Here is a 26,889-nt window from a genome sequence, read left to right as displayed (position 1 = left end):
TGCCGCACTGCAAGGAACAGGCATGGATTACCCCCAGATTCTCTCCCCGGTTTTACATTTTCTCCACTGCACTACCCCCCAGGCCTGGATAGACAAAGCGCGCGACCCGGCGAATCTTCCTCTGCTCCTGACTGACCATCTGATCTGCGAGCTGAAAGCAGCGCAAACGGCCATGCTGTTGGTGCGTAAATACGTTGCGGATAAAGAAGGTGCGGATACGCTGCTGGCGTGGCTGAAACCCTACGAGGCGTTCGCCTTTCGTGAAGGGCCAGAACCCGATTTTAATCTGTTGCAGAAGCAGGTAGCCAAAGGCGCGATGCCCAAAACGGACGATCCGTGGGGGCAGTCATTAATTGACAGCATGGTGTTGTTAATTAAAGAGGAGTTGCACCATTTCTGGCAGGTACGTGAAGCCATGGCCGCCCGCCATATTCCCTATGTGAAAATCACCGCCAGTCGTTACGCCAAAGGCATGCTGAAAGAGGTGCGTACCCACGAGCCGCTGACCCTTATCGACAAACTGATTTGCGGTGCGTATATCGAAGCGCGCTCCTGCGAACGCTTTGCGGCACTGGCGCCCTGGCTGGATGACGGGCTGCAAAAGTTCTACCTGTCACTGCTGCGATCTGAAGCCCGCCATTATGAGGATTACCTCACCCTTGCTCAGCGGGTATCGAAGAGTGACATTACGCCCCGGATCCGCCATTTCGGCGAAGTGGAAGCGGCGCTAATCAGTATGCCGGACACAGAGTTTCGTTTTCACAGCGGCGTGCCGGTGGACTCGTAAAATCAGTAAGGGATTCGCCTCTCCCGTCGAACGCGAGAGAGGGCGCAATTACAACGTTTTTAACATCCGCACTTCGCAATCCACGTGTCCGGTGCAGCCGAGCGGCTCACTGATGTGCTTAAAGCCAAGATGCTCGTACAGGCCAATTGCCTCTTTTAAGAATTCCGTTGTTTCCAGATAACAGCGGGTAAACCCCTGCACGCGGGCATGATCCAGCGCGAGAAGCGCCAGCTTTTTGGCCAGCCCGCGTCCGCGTGCTGAAGGCAGAAAGTACATCTTTTGCAACTCGCAGATATCCGGTTCGCTACAGCTTAACGGGGCCACGCCGCCGCCGCCCACGACCACGCCCTCAAACTCAACCACCCAGTAGGCAGCCCCTTTCTGGCTATAGAGTTGATATAGCTCGTCCAGATTGGGGTCGGCGACGGTATAGCCTTTATCGGCGGTAAGACCGTATTCAGCAGAAACCTGACGGATGACGGAGGCGATGGCGGCATTATCTTTAGCCGTCATCCGGCGTAATGCCACGCTCTCTTTAGCCACTACATTCATACATACGCTCAATAATACAAACTCATTTATTGGCATATTTAATAACATTCTCTGAAAGTAGGCGCAAGCTGTTTAATTCGACTGGTATTAAGCTGGCGATGCGTTATCGTAGCGCGCTCACGGAAGTGATAATCATTATTTATCAAATCAATATTTATATTTAAGGATGATGTTTTTATGCACGGAGATATCCGTTTCAGGAATAATGCACGGCAATCGTTTATATTTCATGGTAAAGGTTTAGACTATTTTTTAATTTCGTTAGTCAATATTCTGCTGTCAGTAATTACTCTGGGTATTTACGTGCCCTGGGCGATGGTGCGCTCCCGCCGTTACGTCTATGAACATCTGGAACTCAACGGCGCGCGCTTTGGTTACCACGCAAAGGGCGGCGCGCTGTTTCTGAGCTGGCTACTCACCTCAATAATTATGTTTATTGTCATCTTCGTCGCAGAAGTCCTCCATCCGGTGGCTGGCTCCTTAGCGGTATTTATTGTGATGCTGGTGATGCCGTTCCTGATGGTAAAAAGCCTGCAATATAATGCGTTGATGACCACGCTGAATAGCGTCCGCTTTGCTTTTCACTGCTCGATGAAAAGTGCATGGTGGATAATGATGGGGTTACCCACTCTGTTACTCATTATTTTATGCGCAGTATTATTTGGCCTCGGCAGTATGATGTTCAGTGGATATAACTTTGACGGTTTTCTGGTGAAAATTATTGTACTGGCGATTCTAGGTATTGTCGGTATGAGCGTCACCAACGGCTATGTCTATGCCAAATGGATATCGCTTACCGGCAAAGGCGGGCAGTTTGGGGTACATAAATTTGATATTCGCGTTAGCACAAAGTACTGCATTAAAGCCTGCTTGTTTTCACTGTGCATTTTGATTCCCTTTCTCGGTCTGATGTTTTACTTACTCTCCACCTCGTTTAGCAGCATGGGGATGCTGCGTGTGATGAATGGCGCAGGCGATGAGGTCATTTCTCAGTATCCAGGACAGATACTGTTGTGCTATATGCTCTATCTGGGCGCAATCCTGCTCTCTTCTGCCTATATCTGGCAGGCTTTCCGCAACCACTTCATGAACGGTCTTTCCCTGGCAGACGGGCGCATCCGCTTTGCCTCTACTCTGACGTTCCATGGGGTAGTGGTGCAGTTGCTGCTGCTGGTGTTTGTATCAATGATCACCTGCGGGTTAGCCTATCCGTGGATGAAGATGCGGTTCATTCGCTACCAGGCCAGCCATTCCTGGGTAGAGGGGGATCTCAACAGCCTGGAACTGACCGACCATTGTGAAAAGATTGAAAAAGGGTTTGTTGCGACACTCTCTCGCGGCGTGATGCCAGTGGTTCCTTTTATTTAATGATGCTCAGGCCGGTGCACATTCCGGCCTTTATTTCTCTCTTCGCTTCACCGCCATACCATCTCCCGGCAGTACTGACAAGACCAGTAATATTGGTCGCTACATTTTTGGTACAAAGTTTACTAAAATTAATAACGGCAATAAAAATACCGTAATATTTCTATGGCTTATTGAGTGTTGTTCTATTTACGATAAGGATTGTTATGACTTTCGAAACGCAAGGTGCGGCGGCTGCCCCCTCACGGAATTTTGCATTCCAGGGGAGCGGTGCCGGCTATTTCTGGATCTGGCTGGTTAATATTTTACTGACTATCGTCACGATGGGCCTGTTTTTACCCTGGGCATTAGTGCGCGCTCGCCGTTATTTCTATGCCCATACGGAGCTGGAAGGGGCGCGTTTTTCCTATCATGCGACCGGCAGTTCAGTATTTGTTGGCTGGCTCTGCCTGGTGGTGCTGTATGTCATCTTTTTGGTTAACATGGTCCACAATAACGTCCTGTTATCCCTTTGCATGATAGGGTTATTTTTAATTTTCTTCCCATGGCTGGTGACGCAAGGTCTGCGTTATCAAATGCTAATGACGGAAATTAACAATGTCCGTTTTAGCTTCTACGCCAGCCCACTGCGTGCCTGGTGGGTGATGCTGGGGTGCCCGCTGTTAATTATGGTGGCATCCGTGCTTATCTTCTCCTTACTGATGAGCAGCACGATTGGCAGTGGATCGTATACGGCTATCTTTATTGGTATCGGTCTTGGCTCGTTGGGATTACTGGTGGGCATGGCCGTTATGCAGGGTGTCTACACTGCGCAGTGGTACGGCATGCTGGTCAATAATCTGCAGTACGGTACGCAGAAATTTGCCGGCACCTTCTCCATGAAGAAGTGCATTTTGATTGCGCTGTTCTCCATGCTGCTGCTGTTCCCGTTCCTGGCGCTGGCGCTGTTTATTGTTGTTCCGGCGTTTATCACCCTGATTCAGTACTCCTCCATGGTCGGTGGCGATCCTGAGCAACTGGCAATGCTGGCCGGGCCGTTCTACGGCAAAATGGCGCTGGCGTACTTTATCTATATCTTCGGGGCGATTTTCTGCTTTATCTTCGCCTTCGTGAAAATGCGTAACTATATCTATTCGCAGGTGAGCCTGGCGGGAACGATTCGTTTCTCCTCAACGGTTACGATTGGCCGTGTGATGTGGCTGTCGATCACCAACGCGCTGGTGTGCATGATTACGCTGTTCCTCGCCTGGCCGTGGGCGAAAGTCCGTTTTACCCGCTATGTGCTGGAAAACACGCATGTGCACGGTGAGTTGCAGAATCTGACGCTGGAAAACCACGGTCAGCAACCGGCGAAAGACCCGGCGAACCTGCTGGCGCGTGGGTTGTCCTTCTTCCCGGCGGTGTTCTAAGTTACTGAGCCGGATGGCGGCATAAAACGCCTTATCCGGCCAACGGTGAGTTTTACCGGAATGTAGCGATAAAAAAAGCCGGGCTTCGATAGCCCGGCTTTTTCATATGCACTCTGATTACAGCGCGGCGATAACGGCCTGCTGCTCAATCAGCTTCGCTTTCGCTTCGGCGTAGCCATCCAGCTTCTCACGCTCTTTGGCAATCACCGCTTCCGGTGCACGGGCCACAAAGCCTTCGTTGGACAGTTTGCCTTCGATGCGGCCAATCTCACCTTCAATCTTCGCCACTTCTTTCGCCAGACGCGCCAGCTCATCTTCCTTGTTGATGAGACCCGCCATCGGGATCAGCAGCTCGGCACCGTCAACAATCTTGGTCACCGAAACCGGGCCTTTCTCGTTAGCAGGCAGGACGGTGATGCTGTCCAGACGCGCCAGGTTCAGCAGGAAGCTGCGGTTGTCGTTCACGCGACGCTCCGCATCCTTGCTGCAACCGCGCAGCAGCAGTTCAAGCGGTTTACCCGGAGAGATGTTCATCTCTGCACGGATGTTACGTACCGCAATAATCGCTTGCTTCATCCATTCGGTATCGGCTGCGGCTGCTTCATCAACCTGAGAGGCATCGTACTGCGGGATAGGCTGCAGCATGATGGTGTCGTCGGTAATGCCTTTCAGCACTTTCACGCGCTGCCAGATGGTTTCAGTGATGAATGGAATGATTGGGTGCGCCAGACGCAGCAGCGCTTCCAGCACGTTCACCAGCGTGTTGCGCGTACCGCGCAGCTCCGCTTCAGCGCCCCCGGTCATCACCGGCTTGGTCAGCTCCAGATACCAGTCACAGAACTGGTTCCAGGTGAATTCGTAAAGGATGCCTGCCGCGATGTCGAAGCGGAAGTTATCCAGCGCTTCGCGGTAGGCTTTCACGGTCTGATTGAATTCCGCGAGGATCCAGCGGTCCGCCAGCGAGAGCACCATTTCACCGCCGTTGAAGCCGCAATCCTGGTCTTCGGTGTTCATCAGCACGAAGCGGCTGGCGTTCCACAGCTTGTTACAGAAGTTACGGTAACCTTCCAGGCGCTTCATGTCCCAGTTGATGTCGCGACCGGTCGAGGCCAGTGCCGCCAGGGTGAAGCGCAGGGCGTCAGTACCGTGCGGCTCGATGCCGTTCGGGAACTGTTTCTCGGTGCGTTTGGCAATTTTCTCAGCCAGCTGCGGCTGCATCATGTTGCCGGTGCGTTTTTCCAGCAGATCCGCCAGCGAAATACCATCAACCATATCCAGCGGGTCAATCACGTTCCCCTTGGATTTGGACATCTTCTGGCCTTCGTCATCACGAATCAGACCGGTCATGTAGACGGTATGGAACGGCACCTGCGGCTTGCCATTTTCGTCTTTGATGAAGTGCATGGTCATCATGATCATGCGGGCGATCCAGAAGAAGATGATGTCGAAGCCAGAGACCATCACGCTGCTTGGGTGGAACTGACGCAGGGCGTCGGTGTTTTCCGGCCAGCCGAGGGTCGAGAAGGTCCACAGGGCAGAGGAGAACCAGGTGTCGAGCACGTCTTCGTCCTGGCGCAGGGCAACATCAGCGCTCAGGTTATTTTCCTGACGCACTTCGGCTTCGGTGCGGCCCACGTAAACGTTGCCTGCTTCGTCGTACCAGGCCGGGATGCGGTGACCCCACCACAGCTGACGGGAGATACACCAGTCCTGAATATCACGCATCCAGGAGAAGTACATGTTTTCGTACTGTTTGGGTACGAACTGGATGCTACCGTTCTCAACCGCTTCCACCGCCGGTTTCGCCAGCACGTCAGCGCGCACGTACCACTGGTCGGTCAGCATCGGTTCAATGACCACGCCGCCACGGTCGCCGTACGGAACGGTCAGGTCGTGCGGTTTAATCTCTTCCAGCAGGCCCAGGGCATCGATTTCAGCCACCACCGCTTTACGTGCGGCAAAGCGTTCCAGCTTCTGGAACTGCGCTGGAATTGTGCTTTCGTAGACGTCAGACTCTTCACCTTTGGTGTCATACACTTCTGCGCTTTCACGGATATCGCCGTCGAAGGTCAGAATGTTGATCATCGGCAGCTGATGACGACGACCTACTTCGTAGTCGTTAAAGTCATGCGCCGGGGTGATTTTCACGCAGCCGGTGCCTTTTTCCATGTCGGCGTGTTCGTCGCCCACGATGGGAATACGGCGGTTCACCAGCGGCAGGACAATGAATTTGCCAATCAGGTCTTTATAGCGCGGATCTTCCGGGTTTACGGCCACGCCGGTATCGCCCAGCAGGGTTTCCGGGCGGGTGGTGGCGACCACCAGATAATCTTTGCCATCAGCGGTTTTTGCACCGTCCGCCAGCGGGTAGCGGATGTGCCACATCGACCCTTTGGACTCGCGGTTTTCTACTTCCAGGTCGGAAATCGCGGTGCGCAGTTTCGGGTCCCAGTTCACCAGGCGTTTGCCACGGTAAATCAGGTCTTCTTTGTACAGACGGACGAAGACTTCTTTTACGGCATTGGAGAGGCCTTCGTCCATGGTGAAGCGCTCGCGCTCCCAGTCAACAGAGTTGCCGAGACGGCGCATCTGGCGGGTAATGGTGCCGCCGGATTCTGCTTTCCACTGCCAGATTTTGTCGATAAAGGCGTCGCGACCGTAATCGTGGCGGGTTTTCCCTTCTTCAGCGGCAATTTTACGCTCAACCACCATCTGGGTAGCGATACCTGCGTGGTCGGTACCGGCCTGCCACAGCGTATTTTTACCCTGCATGCGCTGGTAGCGAATCATGGTATCCATGATGGTTTGCTGGAAGGCATGACCCATATGCAAACTGCCGGTGACGTTCGGCGGCGGGATCATGATGCAGAAGCTTTCCTGGCTTTCATCGCCATTCGGTTTGAAGTAGCCCTGCTTTTCCCAGTGCTCGTAAAGCGGCTGTTCGATATCTTGTGGGTTGTATGTCTTTTCCATTATTTCCAGGTTGCCGTGTTCAGGTTGAAACCAGCCATGCGATAGGCTTTGTAGCGCTCGCGAGCCAGTTGTTTCAGAGAGTCTTCGTAAGGGACAAAGTCTATCACTTCTGTGAAAGCGGTGGCAAAATCTGCAAAGTTTGTGCGTAAGCTGATGAGCACATCGCGGGCGCTGCTGTTGCGCTTTTGCGGCCAGGCGATTTCCACTGGCGCACCGCCCCGTGGACCTTCCCCCGCCAGGTTATGCGGCACAAAACTTTCCGTTGGTCTTGCCCACAGCGCTTCGTCGAGGCGCATAGCCTGTTGCTCATCTTCGCAGGCAATCAATACGCGTTTGCCATTGCGCCAACGTTCTGCGGCAATCTCACACACCAGTTGCTCGACGGCACTGAGGTCATCGGCGGTGGTGTCGTTGTCCAGAAGATAAAACGTGGCGTTCTTCATGATATGGGGCTTCTTGTGGTGGATTTAAACCGTACACCCTCACCCCAGCCCTCTCCCTCAAGGGAGAGGGAGAAAACCGTCCCCTCGCCCCTTGGGGGAGAGGGTTAGGGTGAGGGGGATTTTGCTTACTCTTCGCCGTTAAAGCCTGCGCGGTTCAGCAGGAACTGCGACAGCAGAGCAACAGGACGACCGGTCGCTCCTTTGGCTTTCCCGGAACGCCATGCGGTACCGGCGATATCCAGGTGGGCCCAGTTGTACTTACGGGTAAAGCGTGACAGGAAGCAGCCTGCGGTAATGGCACCGCCCGGACGCCCGCCAATGTTCGCCATATCGGCAAAATTGGAGTCTAACTGGTCGTAGTACTCATCGCCGAGCGGCAGACGCCACGCGCGGTCACCCGCCTGCTCAGAAGCACCGATCAGCTCGTGCGCCAGCGGATTGTGGTTCGACATCAGCCCGGTAATGTGATGGCCCAGGGCAATCACGCAGGCACCGGTCAGGGTCGCCACATCGATAACCGCTTCCGGCTCGAAACGCTCAACGTAGGTCAGCACGTCGCACAGCACCAGACGGCCTTCGGCATCGGTGTTAAGCACTTCAACGGTCTGGCCGGACATGGTGGTCAGTACATCGCCTGGACGATAAGCGCGACCGCCAGGCATGTTTTCACATCCTGCCAGCACACCCACCACGTTGATTGGCAACTGTAGCTCGGCGACCATACGCATCACGCCGTATACCGCCGCCGCACCGCACATGTCGTACTTCATCTCATCCATGCCTTCGGCAGGTTTGATGGAGATGCCGCCGGAGTCAAAGGTCAGCCCTTTGCCGACCAGCACAATCGGGCGCGCGTCTTCAGACGGGTTGCCTTTGTACTCAATCACCGACATCAGGGATTCGTTTTGAGAACCGTTGCCGACCGCCAGGTAAGAGTGCATGCCCAGCTCGCGCATCTGCTGCTCGCCAATGACACGGGTAATTACGTTTTTGCTGTAAGAGTCTGCCAACTGACGTGCCTGAGAGGCCAGGTAAGCGGCGTTACAGATATTTGGCGGCATATTGCCCAGATCTTTCGCGGCTTTGATGCCCGCAGCAATCGCCAGACCGTGCTGAATGGCACGTTCACCGCTGGTCAGTTCACGACGGGTGGGTACGTTGAAGACCATTTTACGCAGCGGACGACGTGGCTCGCTCTTGTTGGTTTTCAACTGATCAAAGCTATAGAGCGACTCTTTTGCCGTCTCCACCGCCTGGCGAACTTTCCAGTAGGTGTTGCGACCTTTAACGTGCAGCTCGGTCAGGAAGCAGACGGCCTCCATTGAACCGGTATCATTAAGCGTATTGATGGTTTTCTGAATGACCTGTTTGTACTGGCGTTCATCCAGCTCGCGTTCTTTACCGCAACCAATCAACAAAATACGCTCGGAGAGAACGTTAGGCACATGGTGCAGCAACAGGGTCTGGCCCGGTTTGCCTTCCAGTTCGCCACGGCGCAGCAGGGCGCTGATGTATCCGTCGCTGATTTTGTCGAGCTGCTCGGCAATCGGAGAGAGGCGGCGCGGCTCAAAAACACCCACAACGATGCAGGCACTCCGCTGTTTCTCGGGGCTACCGCTTTTTACACTGAACTCCATGCACTACACTCCTGAATCTTAAAGACAACAGCGGCAGCTACGGATAGAATTGCAAGCTTTCGTAACTCATAACCGCTGTTGCGGTGACTTCGTGTTAATCTTAACGTTACTTGGGTTTCGGCACGTCAGATCGGGGTCGGATACGTTTAATCGCTGAGTATAATACGCTTAGCGATGATTTCGACGACTCAAGAGAATAAATGACGTTTAAGCCATGAAACAAGCGATTTTCCAGTAAAAAGACTGGTTTTTACGGGCGTAATGTAAAGTGATAATCATAAGATATCTTGCGCGGGAGACGCTTAAAAGCCAGCTTGCGATCCTTTTCATCCTGCTTCTGATCTTCTTCTGTCAGAAACTGGTCAGGATCCTTGGTGCAGCGGTCGACGGCGAAATCCCTACGAATCTGGTGCTCTCGCTACTGGGTCTCGGCGTGCCTGAAATGGCGCAACTTATACTGCCTCTGAGTCTGTTCCTCGGCCTCCTGATGACGCTGGGTAAACTTTATACTGAGAGTGAAATTACCGTTATGCACGCCTGTGGCCTGAGCCGGGCGGTGCTGGTCAAAGCGGCAATGATTCTAGCGCTGCTGACCGGGGCGGTGGCGGCGATTAACGTCATGTGGCTCAGCCCATGGTCATCGCGCCATCAGGAAGTGGTTCTGGCCGACGCCAAAGCCAACCCCGGCATGGCGGCGCTGGCGCAGGGCCAGTTCCAGCAGGCCTCTGACGGCAACTCGGTGATGTTTATTGAGAGCGTTGAGGGTAGCCAGTTCCACGAGGTCTTCCTCGCGCAGCTGCGCCCGAAAGGCAACGCGCGCCCGTCGGTCGTGGTCGCGGACTCCGGTCACCTGGCGCAGATGAAAGACGGCTCTCAGGTGGTGACCTTAAACCAGGGGACCCGCTTTGAAGGTACCGCGCTGCTGCGTGATTTCCGTATTACCGATTTCAAAGATTACCAGGCGATTATCGGCCACCAGGCCGTTGCGCTGGACCCGGACGACACCGAACAGATGAAGCTCGGCACCCTGTGGCGCACCGAGAACCCGCGCGCGCAGGCAGAGTTCCACTGGCGTCTGACGCTCATCTTCACCGTGTTTATGATGGCGCTGATGGTGGTGCCGTTGAGCGTGGTGAACCCGCGCCAGGGCCGCGTGCTCTCAATGCTGCCTGCCATGCTGCTTTATCTGGTGTTCTTCCTGCTGCAGACCTCCCTGAGATCCAATGCCGCGAAAGGAAAAATTGATCCGTTGATTTGGATGTGGGCGGTTAACCTGGCGTACCTCGCGCTGGCGATTGCCCTGAACCTGTGGGATACGGTGCCGATGCGTCGGATACGCGCCCGCATGATGGGCAGAGGAGCGGTATAATGCAGGCGTTTGGCGTACTCGACCGCTATATCGGTAAAACCATTTTCACCACCATCATGATGACGCTGTTCATGCTGGTGTCGCTCTCCGGCATCATCAAGTTTGTCGACCAGCTGAAAAAAGCCGGGCAGGGGAGTTACGACGCGCTGGGGGCTGGGCTCTATACCATCCTCAGCGTGCCAAAAGACATTCAGATCTTCTTCCCGATGGCGGCACTGCTCGGCGCCCTGTTGGGCCTCGGTATGCTGGCCCAGCGCAGCGAACTGGTGGTGATGCAGGCCTCCGGCTACACCCGTATGCAGGTGGCGCTGTCGGTGATGAAAACCGCTATCCCGCTGGTGCTGTTGACCATGGCGATTGGCGAATGGGTGGCCCCGCAGGGTGAGCAGATGGCGCGTAACCAGCGTGCGCAGTCCATGTACGGCGGCTCGCTGCTCTCCACGCAACAAGGGTTATGGGCAAAAGACGGCAACAGCTTTGTCTATATCGAACGTGTTAAAGGCGATGACGAACTGGGCGGCGTAAGCATTTATGCTTTCAATGACCAGCGTCGTTTGCAGTCGGTGCGCTATGCGGCCACCGCAAAATTCGATAAGGACCACAAGGTCTGGCGACTCTCGCAGGTGGATGAGTCCAATCTCACCGATCCGAAACAGGTGACAGGCGCGCAGACGCTGACCGGCACCTGGAAGACCAACCTCACGCCAGACAAACTGGGCGTGGTGGCGCTGGACCCGGATGCGCTCTCTATCAGTGGTCTTCACAACTATGTGAAATACCTTAAGTCGAGCGGTCAGGATTCCGGGCGTTACCAGCTCAACATGTGGAGCAAAATCTTCCAGCCGATGTCAGTGGCGGTGATGATGCTGATGGCCCTGTCGTTTATTTTCGGCCCGCTGCGCAGTGTGCCTATGGGCGTGCGCGTGGTGACGGGCATCAGCTTCGGCTTTGTGTTCTACGTGCTGGACCAGATTTTTGGCCCGCTGACCCTGGTGTATGGCATCCCGCCGATTATCGGCGCGCTGCTGCCTAGCGCGTCGTTCTTGCTGATTAGCCTCTGGTTGTTGATGCGCAAGAACTAGCTTTGCTCTCCCGATGGGAGAGGGCATCCCGCTTTTCTCCCTCTCCCCGTGGGAGAGGGTTGGGGTGAGGGCATCAGACCGCACAAGGTAAAAGCAAAACGGCAACGTTCGTTGTCGTTTTTAGTGTTTTCTCCCTCTCCCCGTGGGAGAGGGGTGGGGTGAGGGCATCAGACCGCACAAGGTAAAAGCAAAACGGCAACGTTCGTTGTCGTTTTTAGTGTTTTCTCCCTCTCCCCGTGGGAGAGGGGTGGGGTGAGGGCATCAGACCGCACAAATACCTCCTCAGTAAAATCCGTTCTTGTAAACGTAATACGTAGCGCAGACTATGCTTGCCTTATGGTTCACAAAAAATTCAGGAAGCTATGTCCAGATTCTTTTTTAATGACCGTAAACAACTGGTCAATGACGCCATTGAAGGAATGGTGATTTCCGCCCCTCACGGCAACCTCGTTCGCCTCGACATCGATCCCGCTATTCGTATTGTTGCCCGTGCCGACTGGGATAAATCCCGTGTGGCGGTGATTTCCGGCGGTGGCTCCGGCCATGAACCGGCGCATGCGGGCTTCGTGGGTAAGGGAATGCTCACTGCCGCCGTGTGCGGCGACGTCTTTGCCTCCCCAAGCGTCGATGCGGTGCTGAATGCCATCGTGGCGGTGACTGGCGATCGCGGCTGCCTGCTGATCGTCAAAAACTACACCGGCGACCGCCTGAACTTCGGCCTTGCTGCCGAAAAAGCCAAACGCTATGGCCTGAAAGTCGAAATGGTGATTGTGGCCGACGACATCGCCCTGCCGGACAATAAGCAGCCGCGCGGCATCGCCGGCACGGCGCTGGTGCACAAAATTGCGGGCTACGCGGCTGAGCTGGGGAAATCCTTAAGCGAAGTGCGTGACATCGCCCAGCAGGCCAGCGAGAACGTCTGGAGCCTTGGGCTGGCGATGGAGAGTTGCAACCTGCCGGGCAGCGAAGAGGATGACCGCATCCAGCGTGGCCAGGTGGAACTGGGGCTCGGTATTCATGGCGAGCCGGGCGCCAGTACCGTCGACAGCCACAACAGCAAGCAGCTTATTGAGACGCTGGTCGAGCCGCTGAAAGCGCTGGCGGATAACGACCGTATTGCGGTGCTGATCAACAACCTCGGCGGCGTATCGGCGCTGGAGATGGCGCTGCTGACCAAAGAGCTGGCGCACTCGGCCTTGAAAGACCAGATTGCATACCTGATTGGCCCCGCGCCGCTGGTCAGTTCGCTCGACATGAAAGGCTTCTCGCTCTCCGTTCTGCGCCTGAACGAGACCTTTGAGAAGGCTTTATGCGCCGATGTGCAGACCGTGGGCTGGCAAAAACCGGTGCCGTTTGCGCCGATGAAAACCCAGCGCCACAGCCCGGTTTACACTCAACTGGAGATTGAACCGTCGGAGAACGCGCAGGTCAATACGCTGGTGTCTGTCGCCGCACAAACACTTATCGGGCTGGAAAACCGCCTGAACGCGCTGGATGCCAAAGTAGGCGACGGCGATACCGGCTCGACCTTCGCCGAAGGGGCGCGGGAAATTGCCAGTTTACTGGAGCAGGACAAGCTGCCGCTGAACAATACCGCGCAACTGCTGCAACTGGTGGGCGAACGCCTCGCCACGGTGATGGGCGGCTCCAGCGGCGTGCTGATGTCGATTTTCTTCACCGCTGCGGGTCAGGCGGTGCACGACGAGAAACCGCTGCCTGAGGCGCTGTTGCGTGGCTTAAAGCAGATGAAACACTATGGGGGAGCCGACCTGGGCGACCGCACGCTGATTGATGCGCTGCAACCTGCGCTGGAGGCCCTGCGTGACAGCGGGCTGGATGCCGCCGTGGCCGCCGCGAAGACGGGTGCTGAGAAAACGGCGACCATGCAAAAAGCCGGTGCAGGCCGCTCGTCGTATGTAAACAGTCAGAATCTCGAAGGGGTCACCGACCCAGGAGCCGTGGCGATTGCAGAAGTGTTTGCGGCGCTGAGTAAGGGGTAAATTGCCCCGGTTTTCTCCCTCTCCCTGAGAGCGGGTTCGGTGTGAACTGAAACTGCGCTTTTCTCCCTCTCCCTCAGTGAGAGGGCAGGGGTGAGGGTGAAAACTCCCACCCTTCACCCCCACCTCTGCTCCTGCCTTTCCCTCAGCAAGACATCATCAGAAGTCCGCTTTCAGCACCACGCGGTAACGCGCCTTGCCGTCACGCACGTGCTGCAACGCTTCGTTGATCTGCGACATCGGGAACATCTCGGTCGTCGGCGCAACTTTCGCCCGGCCGGCAAACTTCATCAGCTTACGCAGCTCGAACGGCGTACCGGTCGCTGAACCGGAGATGCTTCTGTCGCCCGCAATCAGCGTAAACGCAGGCACTTCCAGCGGCTTCAGCACCGCACCCACCGTGTGGAACGCGCCGCCGTGGGCCAGCGCTTCAAAGTAAGGCTGCCACTGCAAATCGACGTTCACGGTGTTGATGATGAGGTCAAACTGACCCGCCAGCGCTTTCAGTGCCTCCGGGTCGCGGCTGTTGACCACATTGTCCGCACCCATCAGGCGCACTTCCGCTTCCTTCGCCGGGTTCGAACTGAACGCCGTCACCTCGCAGCCCATCGCATGCAGCAGCTTGATGGCGATATGCCCCAGCCCGCCAATGCCAATCACCCCGACGCGGCTGGTGGCGGTGATATGGTGCATCAGCAGCGGTTTGAACACGGTGATGCCACCGCACAGCAGCGGGCCCGCGGTTTCAATGTCGATGCTGTCCGGCAGGGGGATGACCCATTGCCAGCCCGCACGAATTTTGTCGGCAAAGCCACCGCGATTAAGGATGGTCGGCACCGCGCCTTTGTGGCAGTTGATCTGGTCGCCGTTGATACAAGCGTCGCAGTGGCCGCAGCTTTTCGCCGTCCAGCCGATGCCCACGCGCTGACCGACCTTCAGCCCTTTGCTCTGCGCCGTGCTACCCAGCGCCACCACGCGGCCGATGACTTCATGCCCGGCGACCAGCGGATATTGTGAGAAGCCCCATTCGTTGTCGATCATCGACAAATCGGAGTGGCAGATCCCGCAGTAGTCCACCTGCACTTCCACGTCTTCCTGAGCTAACTCTCCCGCGTTATACTCAAACAGCTCCAGGTCAGCCCCGGCTTCTTTAGCGGCATAGCTTTTGATAATCGACATCGCCTTTCCCTCATGATGGTTGAGAACTGAGTGTATACCCTAAATAATTCGAGTTGCAGGCAGGCGGCAACGCAGCGAGTTCCCAGGAGCTTACTTTAGTAAGTGACTGGGGTGAGCGAGGACAGCCAACACACCTGCAACTTGAAGTATGACGGGTATAGAGGATAGTGTGATTGATGGAGCTAATCTTTGCGTAACAAGGCGTTAAGCCAGGTTTCGATACCCTGAATGCAAGGATTCTGATAATAGCGAAACGCTTGGCCCTGAAAACATTCATCGTTGCGATTTTAGTTTATAGACAGAAGTGTGACCAAAGTGGTGTCAAAACTGTCATTGCGCTGTTTTTTTCAGCACTCAGTACGTGGCAGGGCTACTGGCGCTTGCATGACCGCGTGTGACAGGTATAATCCGAGACGTTTCCGCATCCCCTTCAGTGCCGAAGTGGCGAAATCGGTAGACGCAGTTGATTCAAAATCAACCGTAGAGATACGTGCCGGTTCGAGTCCGGCCTTCGGCACCATAAGATGGAATCAAGTCGCTCAAGGGCGGCTTTTTTTGTGTCTGAAATTTGATAGTTATCTATTATTCTCGATAATTTAATACTTCTGAAGCTACCATTTATTCCCCATCCAGATTACAGCCATGCATTACCTAGATAATGAGAATACTGCCTGTTCTTATACTCGTGACAATGGTGATTTGGTCATTGATAATCATGAACAGTATCTGTAGCCAAGGCGCTAGCAGTAAAGCAAAACGTTCTGGCCGTAGCGGTAGAAGTCACCCACGTCGCAACATTCCTTACGCTCCGAAACATAGAGGACGATAAATATCTGAGTGATGTGGGACTTTTTAACGGCATCTCTCCTGATAACGAAGAACATAGCTGGCGGCGATGACTGACAGTCAATGAGTTCTTTAAGAAATTAGTTCAAACTATCACTACTCTCAAGACAAGACATGCACTCGAGACGTTCTCGTGAACGTGTCGATAACTGTGCTGCAATGAATGCCATACGCCGCATTCTTAAGATTTTGAAATATGGACACTGACGGCGTCCTCTGGGATATGTCCACGGTTTCGTGTTCACCATTGCTGGTCAGATCACTCTGAAGATATGGGGACAGTCACACAAAATTACCGACTATTTCCGTTTAATCGTTAAACAATGCTGCTAAGATTGAATATCTACCTAGCCCTGAAAACAAGAACTATTACTATACGATGGACTGTCAATCATTTAAGCAGCTTATCAAGCAAGTTCAGATAGGAAAACAGCTTCCTGACGCGGTCTATTTGCACCGAGATGCGATGCATGAGCTCCCATCCGAATTACAAAAATTTATACCAGCTGTAGCCCGAGCAGTGAAATTGCCTGATGAGCAATGGAACCTAATCAAGTTGTTTAGGAACGAATTTCGCTTATCATTGCTCAATTACCCTGATTTTTATAGGGAATCATACCCTGCTCTGGAACAAAGCCTCAATGTGGATTTGAGTAAGCTTAGTCATAAAGTCACTTGCTATCGCTCTTCTGACAACCCTCCTATCTTACACCGAAAGGAAACCATGATTTTACCAGGGAGTGACTTCTTTGATCTCTTCACGGCATTGACAGAGGAAGGAGAGAGAGCAGGCTTGTATGAAAATTCCCGGATTATAGGCTTCAGACGCTCTTGGCTTAATTTGATTCAGAAAAAAGGTTACCAGTTAGTTGAAGGGCGATTGCTGAAAGTAGGCAGTGAATTCTCAAGTATTATAGCTATCGAGCCTGGGATAGACCGCTATAAGACTGCTATTGTTCGCCATGAATTATCTGGTCCGATGAAGACGTTAGCGAAGCAAGGATATTTAGATGGTCATTTATCTATTTTTGACTATGGATGTGGGCGAGGAGATGATCTACGGGAGTTAGAGGCTCATGGCCTTGATGTTTTAGGCTGGGATCCAGTATATTCACCTGATAACGACAAAGTAAACTCTGATATTGTGAACTTAGGATTTGTTCTTAATGTCATTGAAGATCAAGATGAACGTCTCGAAGCTCTATTGAGTGCTTGGGAGCTAGCGGATAAAATACTTGTCGTGTCCGTGATGTTGGCAAATGAGTCTTATATCGAGCAGTTCCAACCTTATAAGGATGGTGTCATTACGTCCAGAAATACTTTCCAAAAATATTACGCACAATCAGAATTCAAAGGGTACCTTGAGCGGTCTTTACAGGATGACGCTATTGCAGTTGGTCCAGGTATATTTTACGTATTTAAAGATAAATTAGAAGAGCAACGATATCTCCAGAGCAAGTACCAGAGAAGCTATTCCTGGCAACAACTTACCTCTCCTTCACCAATTGAGAGTAAAGGTCGAGAAAAACTAATTATTACCCAAAATAGCGAGCTCTTTGATGATTTTTGGAATGTTTGTTTAAAATTTGGTCGTATACCAATAAATGATGAGTTTGAGCGTTCTGAAGAGGTTAAAAACCTGATTGGGTCTCACAAAAAAGTCTTCAGTCTGCTTAAGGATATGTACGGTGATCATGAGTTTGCTAAAGCAGAAAAATCGCACAAAGAAGACCTGCTAGTATACATTGCTATGGGATTGTTCGAGAAAAGAAAACCTTATACGCAACAGCCTGATAGTTTAAAACGTGATATTAAGGCATTATTTGATGACTTTCGAACGGTAAATACTTTAGCAACAGAGTTACTTTTTGCGATTGCAGATACGCAGTTAATCGAGGAGCAGTGTATAACTGCACATAAAAAATTGCCTGCAAGTATTCTCAATGAAGGACACTCTCTTATTTTTCATAAAAATCATATTGAAATATTACCACTTTTATTACGTATTTACGTCGGAGCTGCATTGCAAATGTACGGTGAGCTTGATGATGCGATTAGCCTCGTCAAAATTCATATTAACTCTGGTAAACTCACATTGACAAAATACGATAATTTTGAGAATTCTGTACCTTATTTAGTAGAGCGAGTTAAAATAAAAATGTCTGACCAAGATATAGACTTTTTTTACTATCTTGATGAAACTCGTCGCCCACCGTTACTCAATAAACATTTGCTCGTTGATAGCAAGCATGAACTATATGAAAAGCAGAAGAGCCTTGACAAGCGACTATCAAAACTCTTAGGAATTGTATCAACAGGTGAAGTTAATTTGAATAGGCAGGTTTTTGAAGAGCGTCTTGCACATGCAAAAAAACAGGTAATCGGATTTAAACTAATTTCTGGCTAGTCTTATAGGGTGGAAGACTAATTCGGTAAGTTCGTCGTGCCACTTCTTCAGACATCCCAATTGCTGTTAGTACATGAGACGCTACATTTGAAAGTGCATTACATGCTGAACCTTGAGATATAAGCCAAGGACAATCATGGGTAAAGCGTTTTACCTCTTCATCCGAATGGAATGTTACACTCCAGGTTGTTGGTACCACGGCGTCCCCACCGTTTCTTGTAAAATCAAATTGTGCTATGAGTTCTAGAAATTCATGTTCGATTGGGTTTGCTTGCGTGGGGTAACATTCTACTGCGGCTGCTAGCCCTACAATCAAGGGAGTAGGTGATGTGCCACCACGTATTCCATATTCTTGTCCCCCTCCATGAATAAGAGGGACTAATTCTGAATGACGTGCATCACGAATATAAAGCGCCCCGATGCCTTTTGGACCATAGATTTTGTGACCGGATAAAGAGAGCATATCGATATTCATGTCATCTACATTAATATCGTTCTTACAAAAACTCTGTGCTGCATCAGTGTGAAAAGGGATGTTGCGCTCAAAAGCTATTGCTCCAAAGTCTTCAATGGGCTGAATTGTCCCTAGCTCATTATTGACATGATGGATTGAAATAAGAATAGTGTTGCTCCGTATCTCTTTTTCGAGTGAAGAAGGTGATATGTGACCATTTTCATCAGGAGATAGGTAGGTCACCTCGAAACCGAGCGAGTCTAAAAATGTACAGGTATTGAGAATACATTTGTGCTCAATTGCTGTAGTAATGATGTGGCCTTTGGTTTCAAAGTGTTTGAAAGCGATGCCCTTTAGAGCTAGGTTGTTCGCTTCACTGGCACCACTTGTGAAAATAATTTCACTTGCAAAAGCCCCTATTTTATCTGCAATGAGTTCTCTTGCTTGCTGAGTTGCTTGAAAACTCGTTCTTCCTGCTTCGTGTGCAGAGGAAGCATTCGCAAAATTTTCGTTCTCCCAAGGCCTCATCGCTTCTAAAACGTGTTGAGAGACCGGTGTCGAAGCAGCGTAGTCGAAGTAATTATTCATTTTCAATTAAGTACTCAAGGGTTTGATTAAATAATAAATTAGCCACCATCGACTCACCAATGTTATTCATTATCCAGCTATCAATGTGTTTTAAACCACTGTTGCAATATGCCTCAAAGATGTTTACAGCATACCTTAAATTCTCATCTTTAAGAATGTCTAGTGACGATTCTTTCGCTAGTGCAATAAGGTATATGTAAGCGTCATGCCCTGTCGTCGAATAAGTATCTAACAAAATCGGTGTTGTGTTTACCTTAGACTCAAGTGGCTGATAGTCATCCAGTTGATAACCAACTAACGCAGCGAAAACCATTAGCTCTTTAACTGTACCAAAGACTTGGAAATCATTTTTTGCACCTTTTGTAGAGCATAATTGCTCTTCTAAGAATTCAAAACGAGAATCCCTACGAACAGATAGCTTACGCCAGTCAATAATTTCAGCCATGGAATGGAATTTCCTCAATGGTTACTTTGTCAAAATCGCTGCCAAAGCGTACAACTTCATAGTCAATACCATTCACTGTAAGTTGTGTCGGATACTGACCTTTAAATTCATCCTTGGTCAGCACTGTATGTTGAACAAGATTATACTCCTTGCCTACTTTATGCCGAATTCCCTTATCGGTATGCGTTTCAGTCCACTGGGCCTGAGAAAACATAAATATTGATTGTTCTACTTTATCTGCAATGTAACGGACAAGCTCTCTACCATTATCTGGACCAATAAAAGCAAGAATCGAGTCTGCAATAAATGGAGCAATTGTCCCTGGTGTAAGTAGGTGCTGCTTGTTATTAGCTCGAACCTTCGAGAACTCAATTAATGCGACAATAAATGATATCGCGAGCATAGCTTGATAACCGTTACCTGCGGCTGCGCGTTTACCTTCTTTATCCACTATTGCCCATGTGAAACTTCCGCTCGATTCTTTAGAATCTTTTTGAACCGTATAACCGTTAAAAGCGACTTGGTTAAACAAAGACTGCATCTTGCTTAATAAAATTTTCTCAACACCATGTTGTGAGGAGTTTATAGCTTCATCGTATAATTCGATTATCTTTTCTGTCGCTATGATCAAGTCACGAACTTTATGAGCCTTAGGTTGAGTTGATGACAAGCTGATTACACGGCGGTCAATCTCTTTAATATCGATCTCTTTTTTACGGATGCTCTGCTCCAACTGCGGAATCTGACCATTTAGTTGGCTACATTTATATTTTGCAGAATCTTTTGCTCGTTCGATAATCTTAATGTCATCAATATCGGATTCAATTATGGTATGACTTAGGTCTTTTATGCTGTGTTCAAGCTCCTGCATCTGATCTTCATGACTATCAATATCCGCTAATAACTTTTCCATACTAGCTTTAGGGAGTAACTGATTACTCATTTTTTCTTGCAACTTGACCGCTAACCCCCAACGACGCTTGAGGTCGGGGTCAACAGCATGCCTGCCAAGCTCTTCTAAAAGTAATGCTGCCGAGCTGTCTTTACCGATGTGAGCGCCACAGATGCATTCGTTACTCTTTATAATCTCACTTAATAATTGCTTATCTACGGTATAACGTAGTGACTTATTAAGTTCTTCAGTATTGATGGCTGAAAGATCGACTGCAGCAAGCTGTTTGCTAAATGTAGTCAGCGCCCAAGTCGGCGTTTTTGTGTTTTTTTCTGACAATAACTGCTTCCGCTGTCGTTCATAGCCATTAAGTAACTCTGATTTTTCTTGACGAAGCTTTAGTTTGTCTTCAATTGTTGTTTTATCAAAACGAGTGAGTTTACGTATTTGATTTTCATATTCTTTTTCCGCAAGCTCCAATTCGGCTTGTTTTTGTGCTAATAGTGATTTCTCGCGTTCTAAACTTGCAACTAAGTTATCTTTGTTTAATAAAAAAGTTTCAATTTCACTATTTGTATCATACTGCTTGAGATCTTTTTGATAAATTGTTTTTACACTATATAGGTGCCTAAGTGTGTTTTTAGCAACAGTCAATCCCAAAACTTTTTCTATAGCATCTTTAATGTGAGAGAAATCATTTTGACTACTTAACGTGCCCGTCCCTTCTCCTTGATAGAAAAAGTATTGAGACATCTCTTTTGGTAAAAAAGTATTGATTAATGTATTTGGGTTTTCTTCAGCCTTTTCAGCATAACAACCATCTTCAATCTCATAAACATGCAAGTTACTGCTAGCGCTATTTTTTTCCTGAATTCGTCGAACCTCAAGCAAGCGGTTTTCATGCTCTAGTTGAATGGATACACTGAAAATATGCGTATTTTGTGCTTCAGCATGCTTATTAAGAAGATTTTTAGGATCTAGTAAATTTTCAGTGGTTTCCTCGTAGAGACACCAGCGAAGAGCATTAAGCAACGCTGTCTTACCTCCATTGTTTTCTCCATGAATTAGCGTAACTCCGCGCTCAGGATCCACAGCAAATTCGATAGTCTGCTTACCATAAAATTGGCGAAAGTTATTTATCTCAACTTTTATTAATTTCATTTACGATATCTTCCGCATTAATTTCAATAATATCTTTTATCTTCTGAAGATGACGACCTTGCACCAAATCGCCATAATACAGCTCTTTCTCAAATTGCATGATCTGTAAAGCCGCTTTGTGAATAGCTGACTTTTTGGAGTAATTCTCATGAGCAAGCTGTGTATCCTTATCAACTTCTTTTAGTAAGGCTTTAAATGCACTAAGATCCATTAATAAATTCCTAATTCAATGATTCTTTTGTCAATTTCTTCGGGGTTTATGGCTGTCAACCTGAAGTCATTTATTCTTTCTAACTCAGCACGACGTAAATTCTGACTGAATTGATTTACTATGCCTGGTAAAGGAAGAACAACAAAATCCACAATTAAGGCTTCATTTTTATCTGCTGCTTTTCGAAGAACGCGGCCTCTTCTCTGTATATATTGTCTTGGGTTACGAGTACTTGCCAAGATAAATGCACTTCTGCACACCGGCACATCGATCCCTTCATCCAATACCTTCATGGCAACTAAAGAATCTATATGCTGTTCTTTGAAACTGTCCATAATCCTGCGTCGTTCTGACGAATTTTCTTGCGAAGTAAACTTGGCAACCTTACAACCGTGCTCATGCAGACAGTTGGTGACCTTCGTTATATATGGAATTTTATCTCCTGGAGCCGAACCTTCTCCTACATAGAATAACGAGTGTGTTAATGACAATGCAGGATGGCTCTGCAAATAGGAGAGCAATGCCGGCAACTTTCCTGAACTCGTGGCCAGTATTCTTGCTCTCGCACCACACAGATTGGTCAATATTGACTGTTCATCACTTGTTAACTTTGTTGACTTTGCTCTTAGCATAAGCTTCTGAATCTTTGCTGAATAATCTTCGTAGGCTTCTTGCTCTTGCTCATCAAGATAGACCGGAACAAGGTCATAACGGTAAGGAGATAGTATTCCGTCTTTAATGGCATCACTTAGTGAATATTCACTTACAATACCTTTGAAATATGAAATTAAATTCTGTCTGATTGTATCAGGAAAAGGTGTTCCTTCGACCTCATCATCTTCTGTTCGGAAAGGTGTTGCAGATAACCCAATTCGATAACGAGCAGAAGGTAAAGACTCGAAATAGCCTTGGCCACCAAGGTGGTGGCACTCATCACCAATTAACAGCATATCTTCAAATGATACTTTGGCAATCTTTGACTGAAATAATTCCGATGCCATAGTCTTATTGACTGCAATAACACAGATAAAATCCAAAGTTCCTGTTCGAAAACGCAACAGTTTTGTATCCAATGCAGCAGCCCAATTATCAGAGCTATCGTAACATTGAACTGGGATGACGTTGAAAGGGGCTAACTCTTTTACCCATTGATTGGCTAATTCGATATAAGGGACACTGATAATCACAAAAGTAGCGTTTCCATTCTTATGACGCTCTTCGTATAACTCAACCATCGCAGAAATTGATGTGAATGTCTTACCTGAACCGGTGGCTAATTTAAACAAACCATTGTAATCAGCCTTTCGCCAGCTATCTATCGCTTCGATTTGGTGTGGAAATAACTCAAACGATCTACCTTTCACCTTCAGAGGTTTACGAGGCGTTTTTGTTTCAATATTTAATTTTGTTAGCTCTTGTTCCGATTTTGGGAAGCTGTACGAAAAAAACGGTTTGATTATCTTTGGTGGAAGGAGTTCTGGGAATAATTCATTCCTTAACACTTCAGGATCAACACTGTTCTGTATTTTTTGGTAAGCTTCTGAATCAATAGTAAAAACTTTAGAACGCTTCTTGTTATTGTTCCAAAGGTTATTGAAATTATCGATTTCTACTTGGCCATAATCATCAAAAGATTGAAGCCAACTGAAAAATAAAGAAACCTCCTCAGAGTTGTACTTGGATAATCCCGCAATAGTTTCATTCGCTGAGCCACTGAAGACAATGGTTTCGCTATTCTGATAAAAGATCCCTATCTTTTTATGGAACATGCCTTTATGAGTAAAAGCAAACTTAATCTCAAGCAGCCCTTTTGCCACCAAATAGGTTAACAGCTTCAGGTTTCTTTCTTTACTATCAAGCAACAAATCTGCAAATTGAAGTGATTGAGCCTTAATAGGGTTGGATATCCCCATCATCACCGCCTCATACTCATCATCAGATAATGGATTTCCAATGATAAGTCGCATTTTTCCTCCAGAATAAACAAATTTATCAAGCCCTTGCGCTGCTGAAACTAAAACATCAGACGAAAAGTAACCCACTGCTCTGTCATAGCGACGTGAGTGAGCAAGCAATGGAATATGTACACATTCCAGTATACTTTCTTCATCAGAGTCATACTTAGCTTTGAGTCCAAGGGCTGAAAACTGCATGATTACTCCCAATCAAGCCATTGTGTAAGGTTGCGCCATGCATTAGTCAGTAGTAATGAACTTCGTTCATCAATCTGCTGTTTTTCCCATTTATCTGCAAACGTAATATCACCAAATTTTTTCTCCAGCATCAAGACTGAAGCATGGCGTTTCGCCTGCTCAGAAAGATGGCAATCTGCTGTTAAGATATCTTCAATATCATTAATCGACTCATTTGCTAAAGCCTGAAGTAAATGTTGCTTGAGATTATACCAAGACGGTGGGGGGGAGTCGGAAACACCGTCTCGTGCATCAATTAATACGTTACCGATCTTGTTGTAAACTTCTGGGTTAGCGATTTCCTCATCACTCCATCCTTCTGTAAAACGAGGCTTGCTAGAATTACCCTTTGTAAAACCACCCTCGAAAACCTTCTTAATGGCGTTTTTTCCAGAAATTAATTCCCACATCGTGGTAGTTAGGTAGTTAGTGCTCGGTTTATTTGAAATCAGGTGATCAACACCTTTAAGCTCTACACCATGTAAACCTGCTAAGAGCAACATCTTGATACTCTTAGGATTTGTTAGAGTCTGTAGTTTCGAACAAATATCAAGCCATTGTTCATCTACAGTCTCTTTGGGAGAACCTTTTGAAAAAATTTTGTCTGTAAGTTCTGCTCTGAAAAATTTGTTAATGGCATCAGAGTTAAATCGATCCGATGTCAGAGAACCATCCTTCAGCTGATACCCATTAGTATCAGTGCTTATTCCACGTTCATATAATTTTTTGTAAACTGTATCGATTCCATCAGCTCCGCCACTCATTGCTCGCCACAGAACGCTAAATGCTGTAACAGATTTGAGCACTTTTGCAAAATCTGAATATTCCGTACCCGTTACTTCATATTTCTCATCAATCAGTATAAACTGAACTAATAGGCTTTGAACGATATCATGCTTCATATCTACAAGGTAGCGAAGGCACAGATTAGAAATTTCCTGAGAGTTGGACTCCACTAAGCCCTTAACATCTGGCAATGCTATTTGCCAGTGGTCGAACAAAAAGTTCGCAGTGGTTGCTAGTTGAGATAAGTATTCATTTTTAAGGTCATATCTGCAGTTTTCATAACTCTTGAGCATAGCATTACGCTGGTCTCTTAAACTAGTGACTTTTACTTTACCCTCATAAGCACGAACAAATGCTAGAATTAATGCTTTAGTTTTTAGATTTTTTTCTTTACTTTCAATTATGTCTTCAAAGCGTCCCGTGATCGAGTTAAGAATCTCCATTGATACTTCAAGCTCTTCTTCGGGAGTTCCGTTCCTGCGTTGATAGCCGATGAATTCAACTACTTTTGGTACAAATGTTTCAATGGCGGTAAGGGGTTCCCCAGTAGTATTCAAAGCTTCAAACATATCGAATGCATAAGATTCATTGTTTACTTCGACGTATGTAAGGCAAACTCGGTGAAGCAAAAACTTCGCAAACACGACAATGTAAATTACTTCCGCAACTTTAGAGTGCGATTCAGAAGCTTGCGCTAAATCTTGGTCGATAGGAAAATCCAGACATACTTCTAATGTTTCACGATCAATTAAATCGCTAATATTGATTCTTTCTTCAATTTCACCGTCGGGGGATTTAAATTGAAAACCTTTTTGTACGCAGTCAAGCTGCTTCCTAATTTCCTTAACGTTGTTTACTACACGTTTCGAAGAAGCACTCATAAATGATAAATCTAAAGGCTTAAATACAGAATTATCGCGTTGTTCAACAATATGACGTTGATAGAAATATAACAATTCAGCTACAGGACTAGCATATTGTGCCTTCTTCTCACTTCTTCCCCAGCAATCGACTTGTGAACGAATAATTTTAGGCAGGTATTTGTATGCTTCATGGTCTGCTGTTGTCTCTATAACCGTATTTGATGTATCAATCTCCAATTGCGATACTACCTGACGTAGTTCTTCAAGAACCTCTTTGGTATCTTCGCATTGTTCTGAATGAATTGCTTTCTTTAAACTCGGCATAAGAATTCTCAATCTTTCATTGAGACAGAGAATTATCAACATCAAAGTAGAAAGACGCTGTTGACCATCAATGATAAGTTTGATTTCTGTAGGCTTATCTTTTTTTATTAATGGATGTATCGTCAGCGCAGAACTATCATCAACACTCAATATGGAACCGAGGAAAATAATCGCGTCTTGCGAGTCAAGAAGATTTCTAAACACATTTTCACAATCAGAAAATAAATCTCTAATATGACTTTCTTCCCATGAGTACGGTCTCTGATAAGCTGGCATATAAAAGCCTGTAGTTTTACGCGTGCAGATGACATCAAAAACTGATTGAGGCTCTGCTTTAAAAATTTCCAGAGACTTTTGCATCGATACTTTTCCTAGATGACTGATATGTCGATTAAATGTTCAGTTTATAGCATTAAACATATGTGATTTCCATGATCTTGAGCTGCTATTTCAGAACAGATTCTGCAGTTTAGGTTAACGATGGTTATTGATAACAGCATCCTTACTAATGTTTACCGGTAATCATAGGGTAAGCTTAAAGAGATTAACCCCTCAGACTTAGCTAACTCAGATAGTCAATCCCTTAAAATCAGTAGGGGAAAGTGGAGGGTCAGTGTAAGCAACATATCTGAATTTCGTGAAGAAGGTGTTAAGCCTTCCTTGCATCTCTGCGTGTCTACTGCTGACGTTGATCTCACTCTTTCTAAATATCTAGCGAGCAGATAATTTTGCTTGGTCGCATACTCTGGGTGAGAGTGAATAGGATGTTAAGGATCCTTTATCACAAATGCTAGCGAATAGGCGCAGGAGCTGTATTTTCTAATGTAATTCTTAAGTTACTTCGCTATTTATCTGAAATGGCTGTTTTTTTAGACATAAATGTCAGTCAGTGTTCAGTCTTAAGTCCATACGCTGGTCGAGATACAA

19 protein-coding genes and 1 tRNA gene are annotated in these 26,889 nt (G+C 48.3%); 9 read left to right on the top strand and 11 right to left on the bottom strand.

Annotated features, from left to right (window positions below; translation table 11 throughout):
• Positions 1 to 22: 22 nt before the first annotated feature.
• Entirely contained in the window at positions 23 to 787 is a 765-nt protein-coding gene (miaE, locus tag ACUY4Q_RS21275) for a tRNA isopentenyl-2-thiomethyl-A-37 hydroxylase MiaE (protein WP_458044657.1), read from the top strand.
• 48 nt (positions 788 to 835) lie between these two features.
• Here the strand turns inward: miaE and ACUY4Q_RS21270 are convergent, their stop codons facing one another.
• Positions 836 to 1,339 (bottom strand): GNAT family N-acetyltransferase, encoded by a 504-nt coding sequence (locus ACUY4Q_RS21270; RefSeq protein ID WP_458044656.1) that lies wholly within the window; start codon positions 1,337 to 1,339, stop codon positions 836 to 838.
• Positions 1,340 to 1,516: 177 nt separating this feature from the next.
• Between ACUY4Q_RS21270 and ACUY4Q_RS21265 the strand changes: the two genes are divergently transcribed.
• Both ACUY4Q_RS21265 and ACUY4Q_RS21260 read left to right on the top strand, forming a co-directional pair.
• A complete protein-coding gene (locus tag ACUY4Q_RS21265) occupies positions 1,517 to 2,707 on the top strand; it encodes a YjgN family protein (RefSeq protein WP_458044655.1) in 1,191 nt (396 codons plus the stop codon).
• Between the two features lie 203 nt (positions 2,708 to 2,910).
• Positions 2,911 to 4,113 carry a YjgN family protein gene (locus ACUY4Q_RS21260; protein ID WP_458044654.1) on the top strand — a complete coding sequence of 401 codons (1,203 nt, stop codon included), beginning with the start codon at positions 2,911 to 2,913 and terminating at the stop codon, positions 4,111 to 4,113.
• 117 nt (positions 4,114 to 4,230) lie between these two features.
• Here the strand turns inward: ACUY4Q_RS21260 and ACUY4Q_RS21255 are convergent, their stop codons facing one another.
• The 3 genes from ACUY4Q_RS21255 to pepA all read right to left on the bottom strand — a co-directional run bounded on the left by ACUY4Q_RS21255 (position 4,231) and on the right by pepA (position 9,166).
• Entirely contained in the window at positions 4,231 to 7,086 is a 2,856-nt protein-coding gene (locus ACUY4Q_RS21255) for a valine--tRNA ligase (protein ID WP_458044653.1), read from the bottom strand.
• The gene (holC, locus tag ACUY4Q_RS21250; RefSeq protein ID WP_458044652.1) at positions 7,086 to 7,529 is read right to left on the bottom strand and encodes a DNA polymerase III subunit chi; all 444 of its coding nucleotides are present in this window, start codon (positions 7,527 to 7,529) and stop codon (positions 7,086 to 7,088) included. Before holC ends, ACUY4Q_RS21255 begins: the two co-directional genes overlap by 1 nt.
• Before the next feature lie 125 nt (positions 7,530 to 7,654).
• Positions 7,655 to 9,166, bottom strand: a complete 1,512-nt coding sequence (gene pepA, locus ACUY4Q_RS21245; RefSeq protein WP_458044651.1) for a leucyl aminopeptidase — start codon at positions 9,164 to 9,166, stop codon at positions 7,655 to 7,657.
• A 153-nt stretch (positions 9,167 to 9,319) separates the two neighbouring features.
• On the opposite strand from pepA, the gene ACUY4Q_RS21240 reads away from it, so the two are divergent.
• The 4 genes from ACUY4Q_RS21240 (at position 9,320) to ACUY4Q_RS21225 (ending at position 13,617) form a co-directional block, all read left to right on the top strand.
• Positions 9,320 to 9,370, top strand: a complete 51-nt coding sequence (locus ACUY4Q_RS21240) for a hypothetical protein (RefSeq protein ID WP_458047410.1) — start codon at positions 9,320 to 9,322, stop codon at positions 9,368 to 9,370.
• Between the two features lie 64 nt (positions 9,371 to 9,434).
• A complete protein-coding gene (gene lptF / locus ACUY4Q_RS21235; protein WP_458044650.1) occupies positions 9,435 to 10,535 on the top strand; it encodes an LPS export ABC transporter permease LptF in 1,101 nt (366 codons plus the stop codon).
• Positions 10,535 to 11,617 (top strand): LPS export ABC transporter permease LptG, encoded by a 1,083-nt coding sequence (gene lptG / locus ACUY4Q_RS21230; protein ID WP_458044649.1) that lies wholly within the window; start codon positions 10,535 to 10,537, stop codon positions 11,615 to 11,617. The genes lptF and lptG overlap by 1 nt, the downstream gene beginning before the upstream one ends.
• A gap of 362 nt (positions 11,618 to 11,979) precedes the next feature.
• Positions 11,980 to 13,617, top strand: coding sequence for a dihydroxyacetone kinase subunit DhaK (locus ACUY4Q_RS21225; RefSeq protein ID WP_458044648.1), 1,638 nt, complete (start codon positions 11,980 to 11,982; stop codon positions 13,615 to 13,617).
• Positions 13,618 to 13,773: 156 nt separating this feature from the next.
• Here the strand turns inward: ACUY4Q_RS21225 and ahr are convergent, their stop codons facing one another.
• Positions 13,774 to 14,793: an NADPH-dependent aldehyde reductase Ahr gene (gene ahr, locus ACUY4Q_RS21220; protein WP_458044647.1), complete on the bottom strand. Its 1,020-nt coding sequence runs from the start codon at positions 14,791 to 14,793 to the stop codon at positions 13,774 to 13,776.
• Between the two features lie 435 nt (positions 14,794 to 15,228).
• Between ahr and ACUY4Q_RS21215 the strand changes: the two genes are divergently transcribed.
• Positions 15,229 to 15,313: transfer RNA gene (locus ACUY4Q_RS21215), tRNA-Leu, on the top strand.
• Positions 15,314 to 16,018: 705 nt separating this feature from the next.
• Entirely contained in the window at positions 16,019 to 18,046 is a 2,028-nt protein-coding gene (locus ACUY4Q_RS21210) for a DNA phosphorothioation-associated putative methyltransferase (protein ID WP_458044646.1), read from the top strand.
• Here the strand turns inward: ACUY4Q_RS21210 and ACUY4Q_RS21205 are convergent.
• From ACUY4Q_RS21205 to ACUY4Q_RS21180, 6 genes are read right to left on the bottom strand one after another with little or no spacing between them, the layout of a single operon-like run.
• Positions 18,027 to 19,088 carry a cysteine desulfurase family protein gene (locus tag ACUY4Q_RS21205; protein ID WP_458047409.1) on the bottom strand — a complete coding sequence of 354 codons (1,062 nt, stop codon included), beginning with the start codon at positions 19,086 to 19,088 and terminating at the stop codon, positions 18,027 to 18,029. The two genes, ACUY4Q_RS21210 and ACUY4Q_RS21205, sit on opposite strands and share 20 nt — an antisense overlap.
• The gene (locus ACUY4Q_RS21200; protein ID WP_458044645.1) at positions 19,081 to 19,533 is read right to left on the bottom strand and encodes a DNA phosphorothioation-associated 4-like protein; all 453 of its coding nucleotides are present in this window, start codon (positions 19,531 to 19,533) and stop codon (positions 19,081 to 19,083) included. The genes ACUY4Q_RS21205 and ACUY4Q_RS21200 overlap by 8 nt, the downstream gene beginning before the upstream one ends.
• Positions 19,526 to 21,586: an AAA family ATPase gene (locus ACUY4Q_RS21195; protein WP_458044644.1), complete on the bottom strand. Its 2,061-nt coding sequence runs from the start codon at positions 21,584 to 21,586 to the stop codon at positions 19,526 to 19,528. Before ACUY4Q_RS21195 ends, ACUY4Q_RS21200 begins: the two co-directional genes overlap by 8 nt.
• The gene (locus ACUY4Q_RS21190; RefSeq protein WP_458044643.1) at positions 21,567 to 21,797 is read right to left on the bottom strand and encodes a CxC ATPase DNA modification system associated small protein; all 231 of its coding nucleotides are present in this window, start codon (positions 21,795 to 21,797) and stop codon (positions 21,567 to 21,569) included. The genes ACUY4Q_RS21195 and ACUY4Q_RS21190 overlap by 20 nt, the downstream gene beginning before the upstream one ends.
• Entirely contained in the window at positions 21,797 to 23,950 is a 2,154-nt protein-coding gene (locus tag ACUY4Q_RS21185) for a DEAD/DEAH box helicase family protein (RefSeq protein ID WP_458044642.1), read from the bottom strand. Before ACUY4Q_RS21185 ends, ACUY4Q_RS21190 begins: the two co-directional genes overlap by 1 nt.
• Before the next feature lie 2 nt (positions 23,951 to 23,952).
• The gene (locus tag ACUY4Q_RS21180) at positions 23,953 to 26,322 is read right to left on the bottom strand and encodes a DUF262 domain-containing protein (RefSeq protein WP_458044641.1); all 2,370 of its coding nucleotides are present in this window, start codon (positions 26,320 to 26,322) and stop codon (positions 23,953 to 23,955) included.
• Positions 26,323 to 26,889 lie beyond the last annotated feature (567 nt).

It is taken from the genome of Phytobacter cepae, from assembly GCF_054165735.1.
Note: the sequence above shows the minus strand (reverse complement) of the source record. Positions and strands in the feature narration are given on the sequence as shown.